A 15628-nucleotide genomic window follows, 5' to 3' on the forward strand; every position below is an offset into this window, starting at 1 on the left:
GCGCGAAGAGGGTGGCGGCGGGGCATCGGCCCGCCCGCCACGCTCGTAGTCAGCTCACCTCGGTGAGCCGTCCTTCAGCATCCAGCTCGAGCGTGAGGTCCACCCCCAGCCGCCCCAGGAACACGTCGTCGTGGCTCACGACCAGCACGGCGCCGCGGTAGGCCCGCAGCGCCTCGACGAGCTGGTCGACCGTGTCGAGGTCGAGATTGTTCGTCGGCTCGTCGAGCACCACCAGATGCGGGGCCGGGTCGGCGAGCAGCAGCGTCGCCAGCACGACCCGGAACCGCTCGCCACCAGACAGTGACGCGACAGGCCGGTCCATCGCGACGCCTCTGATCAGGAACCGCGCGAGCCTGTTGCGCAGCTCTCTGTCGGGCACCTGCGGCGCAGCCACGGCGACGTTCTGCACCACCGACGCCTGCTCATCGAGCCCGTCGGTCCGCTGCGAGAGGTACCCGATGCGGTCGGTGTGCGGTTCACAATTCAGGAGAACCGGCCGCAGCACCTCGGGAACGGCGGTTTCCGACCCCGGTCCGGCGGAAGCTCCTGAGTTGTGAGCACAGGATGCCACCAGCCGGCGCAGCAGGGTGGTCTTGCCGACCCCGTTTCGGCCGATCAGTGCCACCCGCTCCGGTCCCTGCACGATCCACGTGCGCGCGCCGTCGCCGATCGTCGCGATGCGGCGGGACGTCGACACCCCCGGATCGGGCAGGTCGATCTTCATGGTGTCGTCGTCGCGGATCCGCCGCCCTGCGGCATCCAAGGCGTGACGGGCGGCATCCTCTTTGCCCCCTGCCTCGGTGCGCAGCCTGCCCGCCGACACCTGCGCGGCCATCTTGCGACCGTTGGCGACGATCTTCGGCACCCGCTTCTCGTCGAACGCCTTGCGGCCCATCTGTGCCCGGGTGGCGAGTTTCGCCTCCGTCTCGATCCGCTGCCGCTTCTCTTTGCGGTACGCCTGCGCGGCGTCACGCTCCGCCTGCCGCGATGCGCTCTGCTCTGCATCCAGCCACGTCCGCCACTGCGAGTACGGGCCGCCGAACATGCTCAGCTCGCTGCCGTGGATCTCAGCGGTGTCATCCATCAGCTCGAGCAGCGACAGATCGTGGCTCACGACGATCAGCGCCCCCTTCCAGGCGCGCACCATCTCGCCGAGCCGCGCGCGCGCCTCCCGGTCGAGGTTGTTGGTCGGCTCGTCGAGCAGCGTGATCGGTGCGCGGCGCAAGCGGATGCCGGCGACGGCGGCGAGCACGGCTTCGCCACCCGACAGCTCGCCCACGGTGCGGTCGAGGAACCCCGGATCGAGTCCGGCCTCGGCGAGGGATGCCTCGGCCCTCGCCTCGATGTCCCAGTCGTCGCCCACGGCGTCGAAGCGCGCGGGGTCGACGTCTCCCGTGGCGATGGCCCGCACCGCGTCGAGCCGGGTCGCGATGCCGAGCAGGTCGGCGACACGACGATCGGTCTCGAGGGTGAGGCGCTGCGGCAGGTGTGCGACGGCCGCCGAGCGCAGGATCTGACCGGACGTGGCCGTCAGCTCGCCCGCGATCAGACGCAGCAGCGTCGACTTGCCGGCGCCGTTGCGCCCGACGAGGCCGGTGCGATGCGATTCGAACGACCCGGACACGGAGTCGAGGGCGGTGGCGCCGTCGGGCCAGGTGAACGAGACCCGATCGAGGGCGACGGCAGGGGTGGAGGTGTGCGGTGATGACATGAGCGACTCCCGGAAGTGTGCGGGGGCGCGGATGCCGACGAACGGTCTCGGAAGAGACCTCGAGGAACGTCGAAGATGGCGATTCCGGAGTGGATGCCTGTGCGGCGGGAAGGATCGTCGGATCAGCGCGTGGATGGATACGCGGAGGCGACGGATCAGATCAAGGGACTTCCAGACACGGCGGACAGGACGCTGTGACTTTACCTGCGCGCTCCGGCGATGCGCAACCGGGTGTGTCGCGATTCAGGGGGCCTTCTTCTCGACCGCATCGTTCCACTGCGAGAGGAAGACGTGCACGTCGGACAGCTCCTGCTCCGAGATCGAGTGCGTGAGCCCCTGATAGACGCGCCCCGACAGTTCGGTGTGCGCCGGCAGCCACTGCGCCGTGTGGTCGACCAGGCCCGCGGGGATGACGTCATCCTGCGTGCCGCGCCCCCAGAAGACGGGCGGACGCTGCTCGCGCAGCACCTCGTCGTTCGGCAGATCACCCGTCGCCACGTAACCGCTGAGCGCCACGACCGCGTCGATCCGGGAGGGGTCGAGACGCAGCGCCTGCAGCGAGACCGCCGCGCCCTGCGAGAAACCGAGCAGGGCGATCGAGGGGGCGCCGGCTGATGCCTCGTCGAGCCACGTGAGCAGCGCCTCTGCCGCGGTGGTGATGCCCGCCGCATCCCGAGTGTCGAGCGAATCGATCGCGTACCACGACCGGCCCGGCATCGGCCACGGCGGCGTGAGCGGCGCGCCGACGGCGGCGACCGCGATGCCCTCGGGCAGGTACGGGATCAGCCCGAACAGGTCGCGTTCGTCGGCGCCGTAGCCGTGCAGCAGCACCAGCAGCGGCTTGCCGTCGCGCGGCTCAGGCGACCACAGCGTCACGGAGGAATCGATCGAGACTGTCACGCTGACATCCTGCCAGTCGTCTCCGACGCTGGTAGAAATAAGCCATGGCGGTGCGCACTCCTGATCCCGGCCCCGAGCCCGACGACGACTTCGGCTACGACGGCGCGCGTCAGGCCGACGCGAACCCGGGCTGGCTCACCGACATCGAGCTCGAGGAGGCCCGTCGCCGCCTGCCCATGCTGTACGTCGAGGCGGTCCCCGTGATCACCGACGGGTCGGGTCAGGTCACGTCGATCGGCGTGCTGCTGCGATCGACCCCGCTCGGCGAGATCACCCGAACGATCGTCTCGGGGCGAGTGCGATACGGCGAGACGATCCGGGATGCGCTGTTCCGCCATGTCGAGAACGATCTCGGCCCCATGGCGTTCCCGCTGCTGCCGGCGTCGCCGGCGCCGTTCACGGTGGCGGAGTACTTCCCGATCCCCGGCGTGAGCGCGTTCCATGACGACCGCCAGCACGCCGTGTCGCTCGCTTTCGTCGTGCCCGTCACCGGCACCTGCGAACCGAGGCAGGACGCGCTCGAGGTGACCTGGTTCTCACCCGAGGAGGCGGCGTCCGACTCGCTCGCGGCCGACCTCGAAGGCGGCCGGGGCACTCTCATCCGCCAGGCGCTCGCGCACCTCGGACTGCTGCGCTGACGAGGTCGCCGTGTCAGCGTGATGTGAGACGCGCGAGCTCGGCGACGAATGCGTCGACGTCGGACTCCTGCGTGTCGAACGAGCACATCCAGCGCACCTCGTTGCGGGCGGCATCCCAGTCGTAGAAGCGGAACTTCTCGCGCAGCCGGTCGGCGACTCCGTCCGGCAGGGTCGCGAAGACGCCGTTCGACTGGGTCGGCTGGGTGAAGTCGACGCCGTGGATGCTGCCGTCGGCGATGCCCTGCTCTACCTCGGCGCGCAGACGCTGCGCGATGGCGTTGGAATGACGGGCGTTGCGCAACCACAGGTCGCCCTCGAGCAGGGCGATCAGCTGCGCCGACACGAAGCGCATCTTCGACGACAGCTGCATGTTGAACTTGCGGCTGTACAGCAGGCCCTCGGCGGCATCCGGATTCAGCACCACGATCGCCTCGCCCAGCATCGCGCCGTTCTTCGTGCCGCCGAAGCTGAGCACGTCGACACCCACGTCGGTCGTGAAGGCGCCGAGCGGCACGTCGAGGGCCGCGGCCGCGTTCGAGATGCGGGCGCCGTCGAGGTGCAGCTTCATCCCGCGTTCATGCGCGTGGTCGGCGAGAGCCTTGATCTCGTCGACCGTGTAGAGGGTGCCGAGCTCGGTCGACTGGGTGATCGAGACGACCAGCGGCTGCGCGCGGTGCTCATCGCCCCAGCCCCACGCCTCGCGGTCTACCAGCTCGGGGGTGAGCTTGCCGTCGTCGGTCGGCACGGTGAGCAGCTTGAAGCCGCCGATGCGCTCGGGGGCGCCGCCCTCGTCGACGTTGATGTGCGCGGTGGATGCCGCGATGACCGCGCCCCAGCGGGGGATCATCGACTGCAGGCCGGTGACGTTCGCGCCGGTGCCGTTGAAGACGGGGAACGCCTGCGCACTGTCGCCGAAGTGGCGTCGGAACACCTGCTGCAGCCTCTCGGTGTACTGGTCCTCCCCGTACGCGACCTGGTGACCGCCGTTGGCGGCGGAGATCGCGGCCAGCACCTCGGGGTGGATGCCGGAGTAGTTGTCGGATGCGAAGCCGCGGACGGCGCTGTCATGCAGAGTGCTCACCGTCTGATTTTAGGGGTTGGCGGATGTGCGGATCTGCGGCGGGCACCTGTCGGATGTCGGTGGCCAAGTTTACCCTCGACCCGTGACCGCAACGGCGAAGACGAGGGCGTTCACGAACGTGCTCGTGAACACGCTGATCGCCAACGTGACGACCAGCTTCCTGTGGTTCGCGCTCACGTTCTGGGTGTACATCGAGACGCGGTCCGTGCTGGCCACGGGCATCATCGGCGGGGCGTACATGCTGCTCATCGCCTTCTTCTCGATGGTGTTCGGCACCATCGTCGACCGCTACCGCAAGCACACCGTGATGCTCATCTCGAGCGTCGTGTCCGCCGTCGCGTTCGGCGCGGCGGGTGTGCTCTATCTGTGGCAGCCCGAGTCGGCGCTGCTCGAGATGGGCGGTCCGTGGTTCTGGGCGTTCGCGCTGATCATCCTCATCGGCGGCGTCGTGGAGCAACTGCGCAACATCGCGCTGTCGACGACGGTCACGCTGCTGATCCCCGAAGAGAGGCACGCCAACGCGAACGGCCTGGTGGGCACCGTGCAGGGCATCGCGTTTCTCGTGACGAGCGTGTTCTCAGGTCTGTCGATCGGCTTCCTCGGCATGGGATGGACACTGATCATCGCGATCGTCGCGATGATCGTGACATTCGGGCACCTGCTGTTCGTGCGCATCCCCGAGGAGGCGCCGCAGCGCGATCCCGATGCGCCGAGTGCACTCGACTTCCACGGCAGCGTGAAGGCCATCCGCGCCGCTCCCGGCCTGTTCGCGCTGATCGTGTTCTCGACGTTCAACAACCTCATCGGCGGTGTGTACATGGCCCTGATGGACCCCTACGGGCTCACGCTCTTCTCCGCTCAGATGTGGGGGATCGCGCTCGCCTTCTCCTCGACCGGATTCCTCATCGGCGGCGCGCTGGTCGCGAAGTTCGGGCTCGGCAGTCGCCCCGTGCGCACCATGCTGCTCGTCGTCGCGGGCATGGGCATCATCGGGGCGGTGTTCACGCTGCGCGAGTGGTGGCCGCTGTTCGTCGTCGGCATGTGGCTGTACATGATGATGATCCCACCGGTCGAGGCGGCAGAGCAGACCGTGATCCAGAAGGTCGTCCCGTACGCCAGGCAGGGTCGCGTCTTCGGCGTGGCACAGGCGATCGAGGCTGCTGCAGCTCCGGTCACGGCGTTCCTGATCGCGCCGATCGCGGAGTTCCTGATCATCCCCTACACGCGCAGCGACGGGGGCCGGATGCGGTGGGAATGGCTGCTCGGCGACGGCCAGGCGCGCGGTATCGCCCTGGTCTGCCTGTTCGCGGGCCTGGTGATGGTCGTCGCGGCGGGCCTCGCGTTCTTCACGCGCTCGTACCGACTGCTCACCGAGCTGTACGCCCAGGCGCCCGAACCCGCGGAACCTGAGGCAGTCGAGGCGGAGGAGTCCGCGTGACCGGCGCAGCCTGTACGCGCGGCTGCTCAACTCGCCCGTGCCATGGAAGGGGTCGTCCGGTTCGCAGCGGCCGGATTCCGCGAGGTAACGCGCCCGATCGTCCCCGGCGTGCCGTGATGCGGCTCGTACTCTGACGTGCTCAGCCGAGCGTGATCACGGTGTCGTTCAGGTCCGGGGCATCCCGATCCCACAGCGCGACCACCGCCCGCGACAGCGCGTCCGGCTGCAGGGCGCCCTCGGCACGGAAGATGACGGATGCCGTGCGCAGGGCGGCGCCGGCATCCCGCGCCGCCCTGGCGTACCCCTGCGCGACGGCACGCGTCCACGCCTCGCTCGACGCCTTGATGGCCGCGTAGTTGGCCCCGCCCGCGAGCGGTCTGGTCACGACGGTCGATGACACGATCGCGAAGCGACCGGCGTCCGACGCACTGATGGCCGCGTCGAAGGCGCGACTCGTCGCGCGCACCGCCTGCAGAGCCGGCAGCAGCGCGTCGAAGTCCGCATCGCTCTGCCCGGCGAGCCCGCCACCGCCGCGCCAGCCGCCGACGAGCGGGATCACGGCGTCGACGGTGCCCAGCCGCGCCGCAAGCGCGGTCATCTCGGCGAACGAGGTCGCATCGGCGACCTGAATCTGCGCCCCGGCATTCCGCAACGGGGTCAGACGCTCTTCCGAGCGGCCCGTCGCGATCACTCGCGCTCCGGCGGCGATCAGCGCGGAGGCGGTCGCGAGACCCGCGTCGCTGGTGGCGCCGGCGAGGACGACGGTGCGGTGGATGCTCATGATGCGCTCCCTGAAACGACGGTGTCAGCTGTCGGTGCCCCGGATGCCCACGGTCGACTCGATCACCGGCTTCATCTTCTTGTCGAGCGTCTCGAAGAACATCGACAGCGGGAACTCGTCGTCCAGCACGGCATCGGTGTAGCCCTTCGGCGCGCCGGCGAGGACCTCGTCAGACAGCCCCCGCGCCCACTGCGATGCCGGGTGCGGGGTGAGGGTGCCGCGGACGAGCTCGTACGCGGCGAGCCAGTGCGCCACCTTGGGGCGGTCGATCGAGTGCCAGTACAGGTCGTCGATCGCATCTCCGAGCGCGACGACAGCGTCGGGCACGTTCTCCCAGTCGAACGCGAGCGCGGTGTCGGTCCAGTGCAGCACACCGCGCTGGTGCAGCCAGGCGAACAGCAGCTGACCGCCGACGGCGTCGTAGTTGCGCACCCGGTTGCCGGTGATCGCGAACCGGAAGATGCGGTCGAAGATGACGGCGTACTGCACGAGGTGCGCGTAATCGTGCATCTCCTGCTCGGTCTCGGTGAGGGTCTCACCGGCCGCTACCCGGACGTCGAACGCGCGCTCGATCTTCACCGACTCGCGGAACGCGGTCATGTCGCAGCGCATCTCCTCGAGCGAGTAGAGGAAGAAGGGCATCCGCTGCTTGATCATGAACGGGTCGAACGGCAGGTCGCCGCGCATGTGCGTGCGGTCGTGGATGATGTCCCACATCACGAACGTCTTCTCGGTCATCTGCTGGTCATCCAGCATCGCCTTGGCGCGATCGGGCAGGTCGAGGTTCGTGATCTCCGACGCCGCGCGCACCACGCGGCGGTAGCGCGCGGCCTCGCGGTCCTGGAAGATCGCGCCCCAGGTGAACGAGGGGATCTCGCGCATGGCGACCGTCTCGGGGAACAGCACGGCGGAGTTGGTGTCGTAGCCGGGGGTGAAATCGACCAGGCGCAGCGAGACGAACAGCTTGTTGCCGTAGTCGCCCGCCTCGAGCTCGGCGATGAACTCCGGCCAGATGGTCTCGACGATCAGCGCCTCGACGAGTCGGTCGCTCGAGCCGTTCTGCGTGTACATCGGAAAGACGACGAGGTGGCGGATGCCGTCGACGCGGTGCTCCTGCGGCTGGAAGGCGACCAGCGAGTCGAGGAAATCCGGCACGCCGAAACCGTCATCGGCCCAGCGCTGGAAGTCGACGACGAGCGCGTCGAGGTAGGCCGCGTCGTGCGGGAAGGCGGGGGCGAGAGCCCGGATGCCGGAGATGATCGCCGCCACGTGACGTGCCGCCGCCTCGTGGGCATCCGCCTGGGCCCCTGAGCCTTCCCCCTGGGTCGCTGAGCCTGTCGAAGGGATCGAACCGTCCTTGACCTGCAGCGGCCGGATCGCGATCGCAGCGTCCTTGAGTAGCTTCCACGCTGCGCTGTGCTCGGCTGCAGAGGGGTCCTCGACGACCTCGGGCTCGCCGATGATGCTCTGAGTGGCGTTGGTGATGGTGGACATCGAACCCTCCGATCGCGTGACAGACCGGAAAATTTCCGGTGGCAGACATGTTTCACCTCTATTATTCCATCTATGGATGACACTGTCGATCACGCGATCCTCGCCGCCGTCTCGCGCGACGGGCGAGCCACGCTCGCGCAGCTGTCGGATGCGGTGGGGCTGTCGACCTCGGCCGTGCAGTCGAGGTTGAAGCGGCTCGAGTCACGTGGCGTGATCGTCGGCTATCAGGCGGTGCTCGATCCGGAGCAGGTGGGCGCGCCCCTGTCGGCGTTCATCGAGATCACGCCCCTCGATCCCGCCCAGCCCGACAACGCTCCCGAGATGCTCGAGCACCTCAGCGCGATCGAGGCGTGCCACTCGATCGCGGGCGACGCCGCATACATGCTGTTCGTGCGGGTGGAGTCACCCCGCTCCCTCGAGCAGCTCGTCCGCGACATCCGGATCGCGGCCAACGTCCGCACGCGGACCACGGTCGTGCTGCAGACCTTCTACGAGCGTCGGCCGATCGTCGCACCCGCCTGACGCGGGGAGGGGCGGCGGCGAGCAAAGGCGTGAACAGTAGGATCTCTGCCGTGGCAGGTTCCTCCAAGAAGACGAAGAAGCGCGCTCCGCAGCGGCGTCGCACCAGCGGCAACCCGGCGAAGCGCCCGGTGCTCGCCCTCGAGCCGGTGACGGCGAAGGACTGGATCGGCGCCGCCCGTCTGCGCACCCTGCCGCTCGCCGTGGCCCCGGTCGTGCTCGGAACCGGCGCGGCGCAGACCGTCGATCACCTCTTCCACTGGGTCATCGCGCTCGCCTGCCTTGCCGTCGCTGTGCTGCTGCAGATCGGCGTGAACTTCGCCAACGACTACAGCGACGGCATCCGGGGCACCGATGCCGACCGCGTCGGTCCTGCCCGCCTGACCGCGTCGGGCCGCGTCCCGGCGAAACGGGTGCTGCTGGTCGCGCTCGTCTTCTTCGCGCTCGCCGCCGTGGTCGGTCTGACCATCGTCGTCCGATCGCAGCAGTGGTGGATGCTCGCGGTCGGGGCCCTGTGCATCGTCGCCGCCTGGTTCTACACCGGAGGCAGGCGCCCGTACGGCTACAACGCGATGGGCGAGCTGTTCGTCTTCGTGTTCTTCGGGCTTGTCGCCACTCTCGGCACGACGTGGGTGCAGGTGCAGTATCTGCCTTCCGTCGCCTGGGTCGTCGCCGTCGCCGCGGGACTGTTCGCCTGCGCGGTGCTGCTGGCCAACAACCTGCGTGACATCGATCAGGATCGTGCCGTCGGCAAGCGCACCCTCTCGGTGCTGATCGGCAGGCGCGCGACGAAGGTGCTGTTCACGGTGTTCGTGGTGATCCCGTTCGTGCTGGCTGCGTGGATCGCCGTGCTCTACCCGATCGCGTGGCTCTCGATGCTCGCGCTGCTCTCAGGGCTGGTGGCGATCATCATCGTCTGGTTCCACCGTCACCCCCGCGAACTGGTCGTCGCGCTGGGGCTCACGTCCTTGACTGCGCTGGCCTACGCCGGCCTGATCTACTGGGCGCTCGTGGGCTGAACGCCGCGGGTCGAAGAGCAGTAAAGCAGCGCCCATCCTCGAATGGCTCAAGGCCGACTACGACCTCTCGCGCGGCTACGGCATGGCACTCGTGCACGTGATCACCAGGGGGCCGCAGATCAGCGACAAGCACGTCGGCGGCGACGGCGCGCACGCCGATGCGTCCGACACGCTGTGGCTCGACGGCAAGGCCAGCAACCCGGCATCCGCCGGCTGAATCGCGTCACGCGCCGGAGGCGGAATCCTCTGCGTCCTCGTCGGTGTGACCGCGATCCCGGTTGCGCTTGGCGTAGATCTCGCGTGATGCGCGCGACAGCGGCGCCCGCAGGAACAGCAGCGAGATGCTCATGCCGATCAGGGCGGCGAACAGCGCAGCCAGCCACCAGTACTCGCGGAAGACGGGAAAAAGCCACAGGATCCCCAGCGGCACGACGAACGCCAGCAGCCGCAGCACGGTGTACACGAGGAGGGGTGGCAGCTTCACCCCGACAGTCTACGAGCGCGGCCTAGGCGCCTGCTGTGCGCTGACTGCCCGGACCCACGCGGTCCGGGGCGAACTACACTGGGAGTATGGCTCGTCTCCTGATCGTCGGCGGTTTTCTGGCTGTCATCTTCTGGGTGTTCAGCATCGTCGACGTGGCCGCGCAGCCTGCCGGCCGGCACCGCGGAGTGTCGAAGGGCGCGTGGGTTCTGATCGTCGTTCTGCTGCCGGTCATCGGCGGCATCCTCTGGTTCTGGATCGGCCGCCGCCGCCGCGGCGAGCTGATCAGCGATTTCGTGACCGGGCCGGACGACGACCCGGTTGCCCTGCAGCGCATGAGCTCGACGGAGCAGGATGCCCGGATCCGGCAGTTGGAAGAGGAGCTCGCGCGCCTCGACGACGAGACCGACGGCACGGAACCTCGCCCGTGACGGGATCGCCGGCGAGCGACGCGGCGGCCGACCTGCTCACTGAGCTCATCGCGCACGGCGTGCGCGACCTCGTGCTCTCACCGGGCTCGCGCTCGCAGGCCCTCGCGCTCGCGGCGACCGCACTCGCTCGCACCGGGGCGCTGCGATCGCACGTGCGCATCGACGAGAGGGCAGCGGGGTTCACGGCGCTCGGACTGGCGCGCGAGACAGGCGCTCCCGTCGCTGTCGTCTGCACGTCGGGCACGGCGGCGGGCAACCTGCTGCCTGCGGCCATGGAGGCCTACCACTCGGGAGTGCCCCTTCTGCTGCTGACCGCCGACCGGCCTCCCGAGCTGCGCGGCGTGGGCGCGAACCAGGCGACCGTGCAGCCGGGCCTCTTCGGCCCGTTCGTCCGCCTGCACGTCGATGCCGACGTGCCCGACTCGGTGGATGCCGTGTCGGAGATCGCAGACGGATCGGTTCCGCGGGGGAGTGTCGAGAGTGAACACGCCGGTGCACGAGCGGACGATCTGCGATCTCAGACGGCGTGGTCGGGCCTGGGCGAGCGGGCCGTGCGCGCAGCGCTCGGTCTCGACGGAGACGGCCTCGCGGGGGTCCGCGGCCCCGTGCACCTGAACCTGCCCAGTCGCGAGCCGCTGTCGGCGCCCGGCGACGTCGCGGCCGCGCCCGGCCGGCTGCCGGCGTCGGACGCCGTCGAGCCCGTCGTGCTGGTGCGCGGGCCCCGCACGGTGGTCGTCGCGGGGGCGGATGCCGGACCGGATGCCGAAGAGCTGTCGCACGACGGAGGCTGGCCCCTCATCGCCGAGATCGTCAGCGGCGCGCGCTTCGGGCGCCTGCTCGTGCACGGGTATCGGGAGCTGCTGCGCGATGCGGCACTCGGAGGCCGAATCGAACGGGTTGTCGTGTTCGGGCATCCCACCCTCACCCGTGAGGTCGCCGCGCTGCTCGCGCGCCCCGACATCGAGGTGATCGCCGTGCGACGCGGCGGCGAGCAGCTGAATCTCAACCGACGCACCCGTCCCGCCGCCGCGCTCGCCGTCGAGCCCGGTGCGGCCGATCGGGCCTGGCTGGGGGAGTGGATGTCGGCTTCGCAGGCGCGCACGGTCGACCTCAGCGCGCCGGCGCCCGACCAGAAGGGACTGTATTCCGATGACAGCGCCGTACGCCTCGATGCGGTGCGTGCCGAGCTCGACGCGGTGCGCAGGCGCGTCGACCGGCAGATCCTGGTGGATGCCGTGTGGCGCGCAACCTGGCCGCACGACCGGCTCATGTTCGGATCGTCGCGCCTGGTGCGTGTGGCGGATCAGGTGCTCGGCGGCAAGAAGGTGCCGGTGCACGCGAACCGGGGGCTGGCGGGCATCGACGGGACGGTGGCGACGGGCATCGGCATCGCGCTGGCCAGCCAGGCGGACGGCGCCCCCGGGGTGACTCGGGTGCTGCTCGGCGACCTGGCCTTCCTGCACGATGTCGGCGCGCTGCTGCTGCCGCCCGACGAGCCGGCGCCGCGGGTGCAGGTGATCGTCGGCAACGACGGCGGCGGGACGATCTTCGACGGCCTCGAGGTGGCCGCCTCCGCAGCGCAGGCCGACCTCGATCGCGTGTTCTACACCCCGCACCGCGTGCAGCTGGCCGAGCTGGCCGCGGCGTACGGGTGGGAGTATCAGCGGGTGACGACGCGCTCCGCGCTCGACCAGGCGCTGACCTCCGCCATCGCAGGGCCGCAGATCATCGAGGTGCCGCTCGAGCGCTGAGGGCGAGCATCGTCAGTCGAGGCGCTGGGTGATCTCGCCCAGGTCGGCGCTCGCGAAGCGCTCGTCGGAAGCGTCGGCGCCGCCCGCCTCGATCTCGTACAGATCGCTCTTCTGCGGTGCGACCGCCTGCGCCTCCACCGGCTGCGTCTCGGTGAGCACGTCGTCGAGCCCCTGCAGGGCGCTGAACCGGCGGGCCTGCGTGACGACGTTGCGGTCGAGCGATCCGGCGAACCGGTTGTACGCGTCGACGGTCGAGTTGAGACTGCGACCGAGCTTGGCCAGATGCTGCCCGAGTGTGCCGAGCCGCTTGTGCAGCTCTTTGCCCACGGTGAAGATCTGCTGCGCCTCCTGCGCCAGCTGATCCTGCCGCCACGCGTGCCCCACGGTGCGCAGCAGCGCGACGAGCGTCGAGGGCGTCGCGATCACGACGTTGCGCTCGAAGGCGTACTCGTAGAGAGTCGCGTCCTGGTCCAGCGCAGCAGCCAGGAACGGCTCGGCGGGCACGAACATCACGACGAACTCGGGCGAGCCGGCCACGACGTCCCAGTACTCCTTGGCGCCGAGGTCGTCGATGTGCTTGCGCAGATGGCGGGCGTGCGCCTGCAGCCGCTGTGTGCGGACGGTGTCGTCGGTGGCCTCCATCGCCTCGAGGTACCCGCTGAACGCGACCTTCGAATCGACGACGACGCGCTTGTCGCCGGCCAGGTGCACCACGAGATCCGGCCGCAGCGCCCCGTCGTCGGTCGCGTGGTGCAGCTGCTCGTCGAAGTCGACGTGATTCACCATGCCCGAGGCCTCGACGACGCGCCGCAGCTGCAGCTCGCCCCACCGGCCCCGCACCTGCGGCGCGCGCAGCGCGTTCACGAGGTTGCGGGTCTCGGAACCGAGCGTCTCCGACGACTGGCGCATGAACTGCAGCTGTTCGGCGAGCGCCGCATGGGCCTCCAGTCGCGTCTTCTCGGCGGTCGTCATCTCCGACTTCACCGTGTCGAGCGTCTTCTGGATCGGGTCGATGAGCTGCTGCACGGCATCCTGCCGCTTCTGCAGCTCGGCCGCTCCTTCACTCTGGCTGCGCTTGAGACGCTCTTCCGCCTGCTGCAGGAACGCCTTCGTGTTCGCCTCGAGCGCCCGGCGGCTGAGCGCATCGAACTCGTCGGCGAGCCGCTTCTGATCGGCCTTCAGCTCGTCCAGGCGCTCGGTGGCACGACGGCGCTCCGCGAGCACATCCGCGTCGGCTTCCTCGCGCACCTCGACCAGTCGCCGCGCATGCTCCGCCCGCTCGTGCTCGAGCCGCTCCTGCGCCTCGCGTCGAGCGTCTGCGAGCGCCGTCTCGGCCAGCTGCCTGGCCTCGGAGACACGCCGATCGGCCAGCATCCGCTCGTCCTGCACGCGAGAGGCGGTCTCGGCGCGCAGCGCCTCGGCATCCCGCTCGAGCGCGGTGACGCGCAGTCGCGCAGCCGTCGCCTCGGCACGCTGATCGTCATCGGCCGCGCGGCCGCGCTGAGAGCCGACCACGAAGCCGAGCGCTCCGGCGAGTGCGGCCGCGACCAGCGCGATGACGATGGCGAGAACGGTGTCCATGCATCCGATTGTGAAGCAGGCCACCGACACTTCGGCTCAGCCCCGCTGAGTGCGGCGCGCTGCGCGGTCGCGCCTCGCAGGGGCATGATGTCTGCATGGCGACGCACGCGTGGACGACCGAACCGGCAGAACTGCTCCGAGTGCGCGAGGGCTTCTCGCTCGCCGACGTCGACGCCGACGCGCACCCTGGCTTCGACGGCGGCAAGGGCAGCGGCACCGCGCTGCTCGAGGAGCGCGAGCAGCGCCTCGACGAACTGCAGGAGCGGCTGTTCGCGGCCAGTCACGTGGGAGCCGGCCATGACGCGGTGCTGCTCGTGCTGCAGGCGATGGACACCGCGGGCAAAGGCGGGATCGTCCGGCACGTCGTCGGCGGTGTCGACCCGCAGGGCGTGGACGTCGCGGCGTTCAAAGCGCCCACCGAAGAGGAGCTCGCCCACGACTTCCTCTGGCGCATCGAGAAGCGCCTGCCCCGGCCGGGCATGATCGGCGTCTTCGATCGCTCGCACTACGAGGATGTGCTGATCGGCCGCGTGCGCGGTCTCGCCGACGAGGCCGAGATCGAACGCCGTTACGGCGCGATCGTCGACTTCGAGCGCCGCATCGAGGCATCCGGAACCCGCATCGTCAAGGTCATGCTGCACATCTCACCCGACGAGCAGAAGGATCGGCTGATGCAGCGGCTGCACCGGCCTGACAAACACTGGAAGTACAACCCCGGTGACGTGGACGAGCGGATGCGCTGGCACGACTACATGGATGCCTACCAGACCGTGTTCGACCGCACCTCGACGCCGGATGCGCCCTGGTACGTCGTGCCGGCGAACCACAAGTGGTACGCGCGCCTGGCCGTGCAGGAGCTTCTCATCGACGCCATGGAGGACATCGACCCGCAGTGGCCGGCTGCCGACTTCGACGTCGAGGCGGAGAAGAAGCGCCTCGCGGCCAGCTGAGAGCGAGGTCAGGCCTGGGGCTTGCGAGCGCGGTGCAGCGCGACGATGCCGAATGAGAGGTTGCGGTACTCGACATCCGTCCAGCCCGTCTCGCGGATCCACGCCGCCAGTGTGCGCTGGTCGGGCCAGTCGCGGATCGACTCGTTCAGGTAGTCGTAGGCGTCGCCGTTGGTGCCGGCGAGACGCGCGACCTTCGGCAGCACCTGCGCGTTGTAGAAGTTGTAGAACCCGCGGAAGAACCGGCCGGGAGGGGTCGAGAACTCGTTGATCACCATGCGCCCGCCTGGCTTGGTGACGCGCAGCAGCTCGCGCAGCGCCTTCTTCGGATCCTGCACGTTGCGCAGCCCGTACGACATGGTGACAGCGTCGAACTCCTCGTCGCTGAACGGCAGATCCGTGGCATCCGCCTCGGCGAAGGTGATGTTGTGCAGGTGCCCGTGCCTGCGCCGGCCCTCCGCCAGCATGCCGGGGGAGAAGTCGGCGGCGACGACGTGCGCTCCGCTCGCGGCGAGGGAGGCGGAGGAGGATGCCGTGCCGGCGGCCAGATCGAGGATCCGCTCGCCGCGCTTCGGCGCGACCGCGCGGGTCGTCGCCGCCCGCCACAGCGCGTCGTTGCCGAGGGTCATGACCGTGTTCGTGCGGTCGTACCCCTTCGCGACCTGGTCGAACATGCCGCTGACACGGGACGGGTTCTTGCCGAGATCGGCGCGGTTCGGCTCCATGCTTCGATCCTAGGCGCGGTCGGATGCACGGATGTCGGTCGCCTGGACGGATGTCGGTCCGGATGCCCGGAAGCCGCCGACATGTGTGTTCCGGGCCGACATCCGTGCGCGGCGGTGCGGCATAGACTCGC

The 15628-nt window shown here is 69.5% G+C and carries 15 protein-coding genes and 1 pseudogene; 8 read left to right on the forward strand and 8 right to left on the reverse strand.

Annotated elements, in window-relative coordinates:
• Window positions 1-49: 49 nt before the first annotated feature.
• The gene (locus ACWGSM_RS05395) at window positions 50-1711 is read right to left on the reverse strand and encodes an ABC-F family ATP-binding cassette domain-containing protein (RefSeq protein WP_452321934.1); all 1662 of its coding nucleotides are present in this window, start codon (window positions 1709-1711) and stop codon (window positions 50-52) included.
• A gap of 243 nt (window positions 1712-1954) precedes the next feature.
• Complete coding sequence (locus ACWGSM_RS05400; RefSeq protein WP_452321935.1) at window positions 1955-2611, reverse strand: alpha/beta hydrolase; 657 nt, start codon at window positions 2609-2611, stop codon at window positions 1955-1957.
• Window positions 2612-2655: 44 nt separating this feature from the next.
• Here ACWGSM_RS05400 and ACWGSM_RS05405 point away from each other — a divergent pair, with 44 nt between their 5' ends.
• Entirely contained in the window at window positions 2656-3249 is a 594-nt protein-coding gene (locus tag ACWGSM_RS05405; protein ID WP_452321936.1) for an NUDIX hydrolase family protein, read from the forward strand.
• Between the two features lie 13 nt (window positions 3250-3262).
• Here ACWGSM_RS05405 and ACWGSM_RS05410 read toward each other — a convergent pair whose 3' ends face one another.
• A complete protein-coding gene (locus ACWGSM_RS05410) occupies window positions 3263-4330 on the reverse strand; it encodes a threonine aldolase family protein (protein ID WP_452321937.1) in 1068 nt (355 codons plus the stop codon).
• A gap of 82 nt (window positions 4331-4412) precedes the next feature.
• Here ACWGSM_RS05410 and ACWGSM_RS05415 point away from each other — a divergent pair, with 82 nt between their 5' ends.
• Window positions 4413-5768 (forward strand): MFS transporter, encoded by a 1356-nt coding sequence (locus ACWGSM_RS05415; protein WP_452321938.1) that lies wholly within the window; start codon window positions 4413-4415, stop codon window positions 5766-5768.
• A 139-nt stretch (window positions 5769-5907) separates the two neighbouring features.
• Here ACWGSM_RS05415 and ACWGSM_RS05420 read toward each other — a convergent pair whose 3' ends face one another.
• Both ACWGSM_RS05420 and ACWGSM_RS05425 read right to left on the reverse strand, forming a co-directional pair.
• Entirely contained in the window at window positions 5908-6549 is a 642-nt protein-coding gene (locus ACWGSM_RS05420; protein WP_452321939.1) for an SDR family NAD(P)-dependent oxidoreductase, read from the reverse strand.
• A 24-nt stretch (window positions 6550-6573) separates the two neighbouring features.
• Window positions 6574-8043, reverse strand: a complete 1470-nt coding sequence (locus tag ACWGSM_RS05425) for a DUF6421 family protein (protein ID WP_452321940.1) — start codon at window positions 8041-8043, stop codon at window positions 6574-6576.
• 72 nt (window positions 8044-8115) lie between these two features.
• On the opposite strand from ACWGSM_RS05425, the gene ACWGSM_RS05430 reads away from it, so the two are divergent.
• From ACWGSM_RS05430 to ACWGSM_RS05440, 3 genes and pseudogenes are all read left to right on the forward strand, one after another.
• A complete protein-coding gene (locus ACWGSM_RS05430) occupies window positions 8116-8565 on the forward strand; it encodes an Lrp/AsnC family transcriptional regulator (protein ID WP_452321941.1) in 450 nt (149 codons plus the stop codon).
• 50 nt (window positions 8566-8615) lie between these two features.
• Complete coding sequence (locus ACWGSM_RS05435; protein ID WP_452321942.1) at window positions 8616-9581, forward strand: 1,4-dihydroxy-2-naphthoate polyprenyltransferase; 966 nt, start codon at window positions 8616-8618, stop codon at window positions 9579-9581.
• Window positions 9580-9798: pseudogene (locus tag ACWGSM_RS05440) on the forward strand (DUF4287 domain-containing protein); the annotation flags it as partial. The gene ACWGSM_RS05435 and the pseudogene ACWGSM_RS05440, both read left to right, overlap by 2 nt.
• A gap of 6 nt (window positions 9799-9804) precedes the next feature.
• Here the strand turns inward: ACWGSM_RS05440 and ACWGSM_RS05445 are convergent.
• Window positions 9805-10065 carry a DUF4229 domain-containing protein gene (locus ACWGSM_RS05445; RefSeq protein ID WP_452321943.1) on the reverse strand — a complete coding sequence of 87 codons (261 nt, stop codon included), beginning with the start codon at window positions 10063-10065 and terminating at the stop codon, window positions 9805-9807.
• Between the two features lie 86 nt (window positions 10066-10151).
• Here ACWGSM_RS05445 and ACWGSM_RS05450 point away from each other — a divergent pair, with 86 nt between their 5' ends.
• Together ACWGSM_RS05450 and menD are read left to right on the forward strand one after the other, a co-directional pair.
• Window positions 10152-10493, forward strand: coding sequence for a PLD nuclease N-terminal domain-containing protein (locus ACWGSM_RS05450; RefSeq protein WP_452321944.1), 342 nt, complete (start codon window positions 10152-10154; stop codon window positions 10491-10493).
• On the forward strand, window positions 10490-12244 hold the full coding sequence (gene menD / locus ACWGSM_RS05455) for a 2-succinyl-5-enolpyruvyl-6-hydroxy-3-cyclohexene-1-carboxylate synthase (RefSeq protein ID WP_452321945.1): 1755 nt from the start codon (window positions 10490-10492) through the stop codon (window positions 12242-12244). The genes ACWGSM_RS05450 and menD overlap by 4 nt, the downstream gene beginning before the upstream one ends.
• 12 nt (window positions 12245-12256) lie before the next feature.
• On the opposite strand, the gene rmuC is transcribed toward menD, so the two are convergent.
• Window positions 12257-13825: a DNA recombination protein RmuC gene (rmuC, locus tag ACWGSM_RS05460; protein ID WP_452321946.1), complete on the reverse strand. Its 1569-nt coding sequence runs from the start codon at window positions 13823-13825 to the stop codon at window positions 12257-12259.
• Between the two features lie 95 nt (window positions 13826-13920).
• Here rmuC and ACWGSM_RS05465 point away from each other — a divergent pair, with 95 nt between their 5' ends.
• A complete protein-coding gene (locus ACWGSM_RS05465; protein ID WP_452321947.1) occupies window positions 13921-14775 on the forward strand; it encodes a polyphosphate kinase 2 family protein in 855 nt (284 codons plus the stop codon).
• A gap of 8 nt (window positions 14776-14783) precedes the next feature.
• On the opposite strand, the gene ubiE is transcribed toward ACWGSM_RS05465, so the two are convergent.
• Window positions 14784-15497: a bifunctional demethylmenaquinone methyltransferase/2-methoxy-6-polyprenyl-1,4-benzoquinol methylase UbiE gene (gene ubiE, locus ACWGSM_RS05470; protein WP_452321948.1), complete on the reverse strand. Its 714-nt coding sequence runs from the start codon at window positions 15495-15497 to the stop codon at window positions 14784-14786.
• Window positions 15498-15628: the final 131 nt, after the last annotated feature.

The sequence above is a fragment of the Microbacterium sp. NPDC055521 genome, from assembly GCF_053619695.1.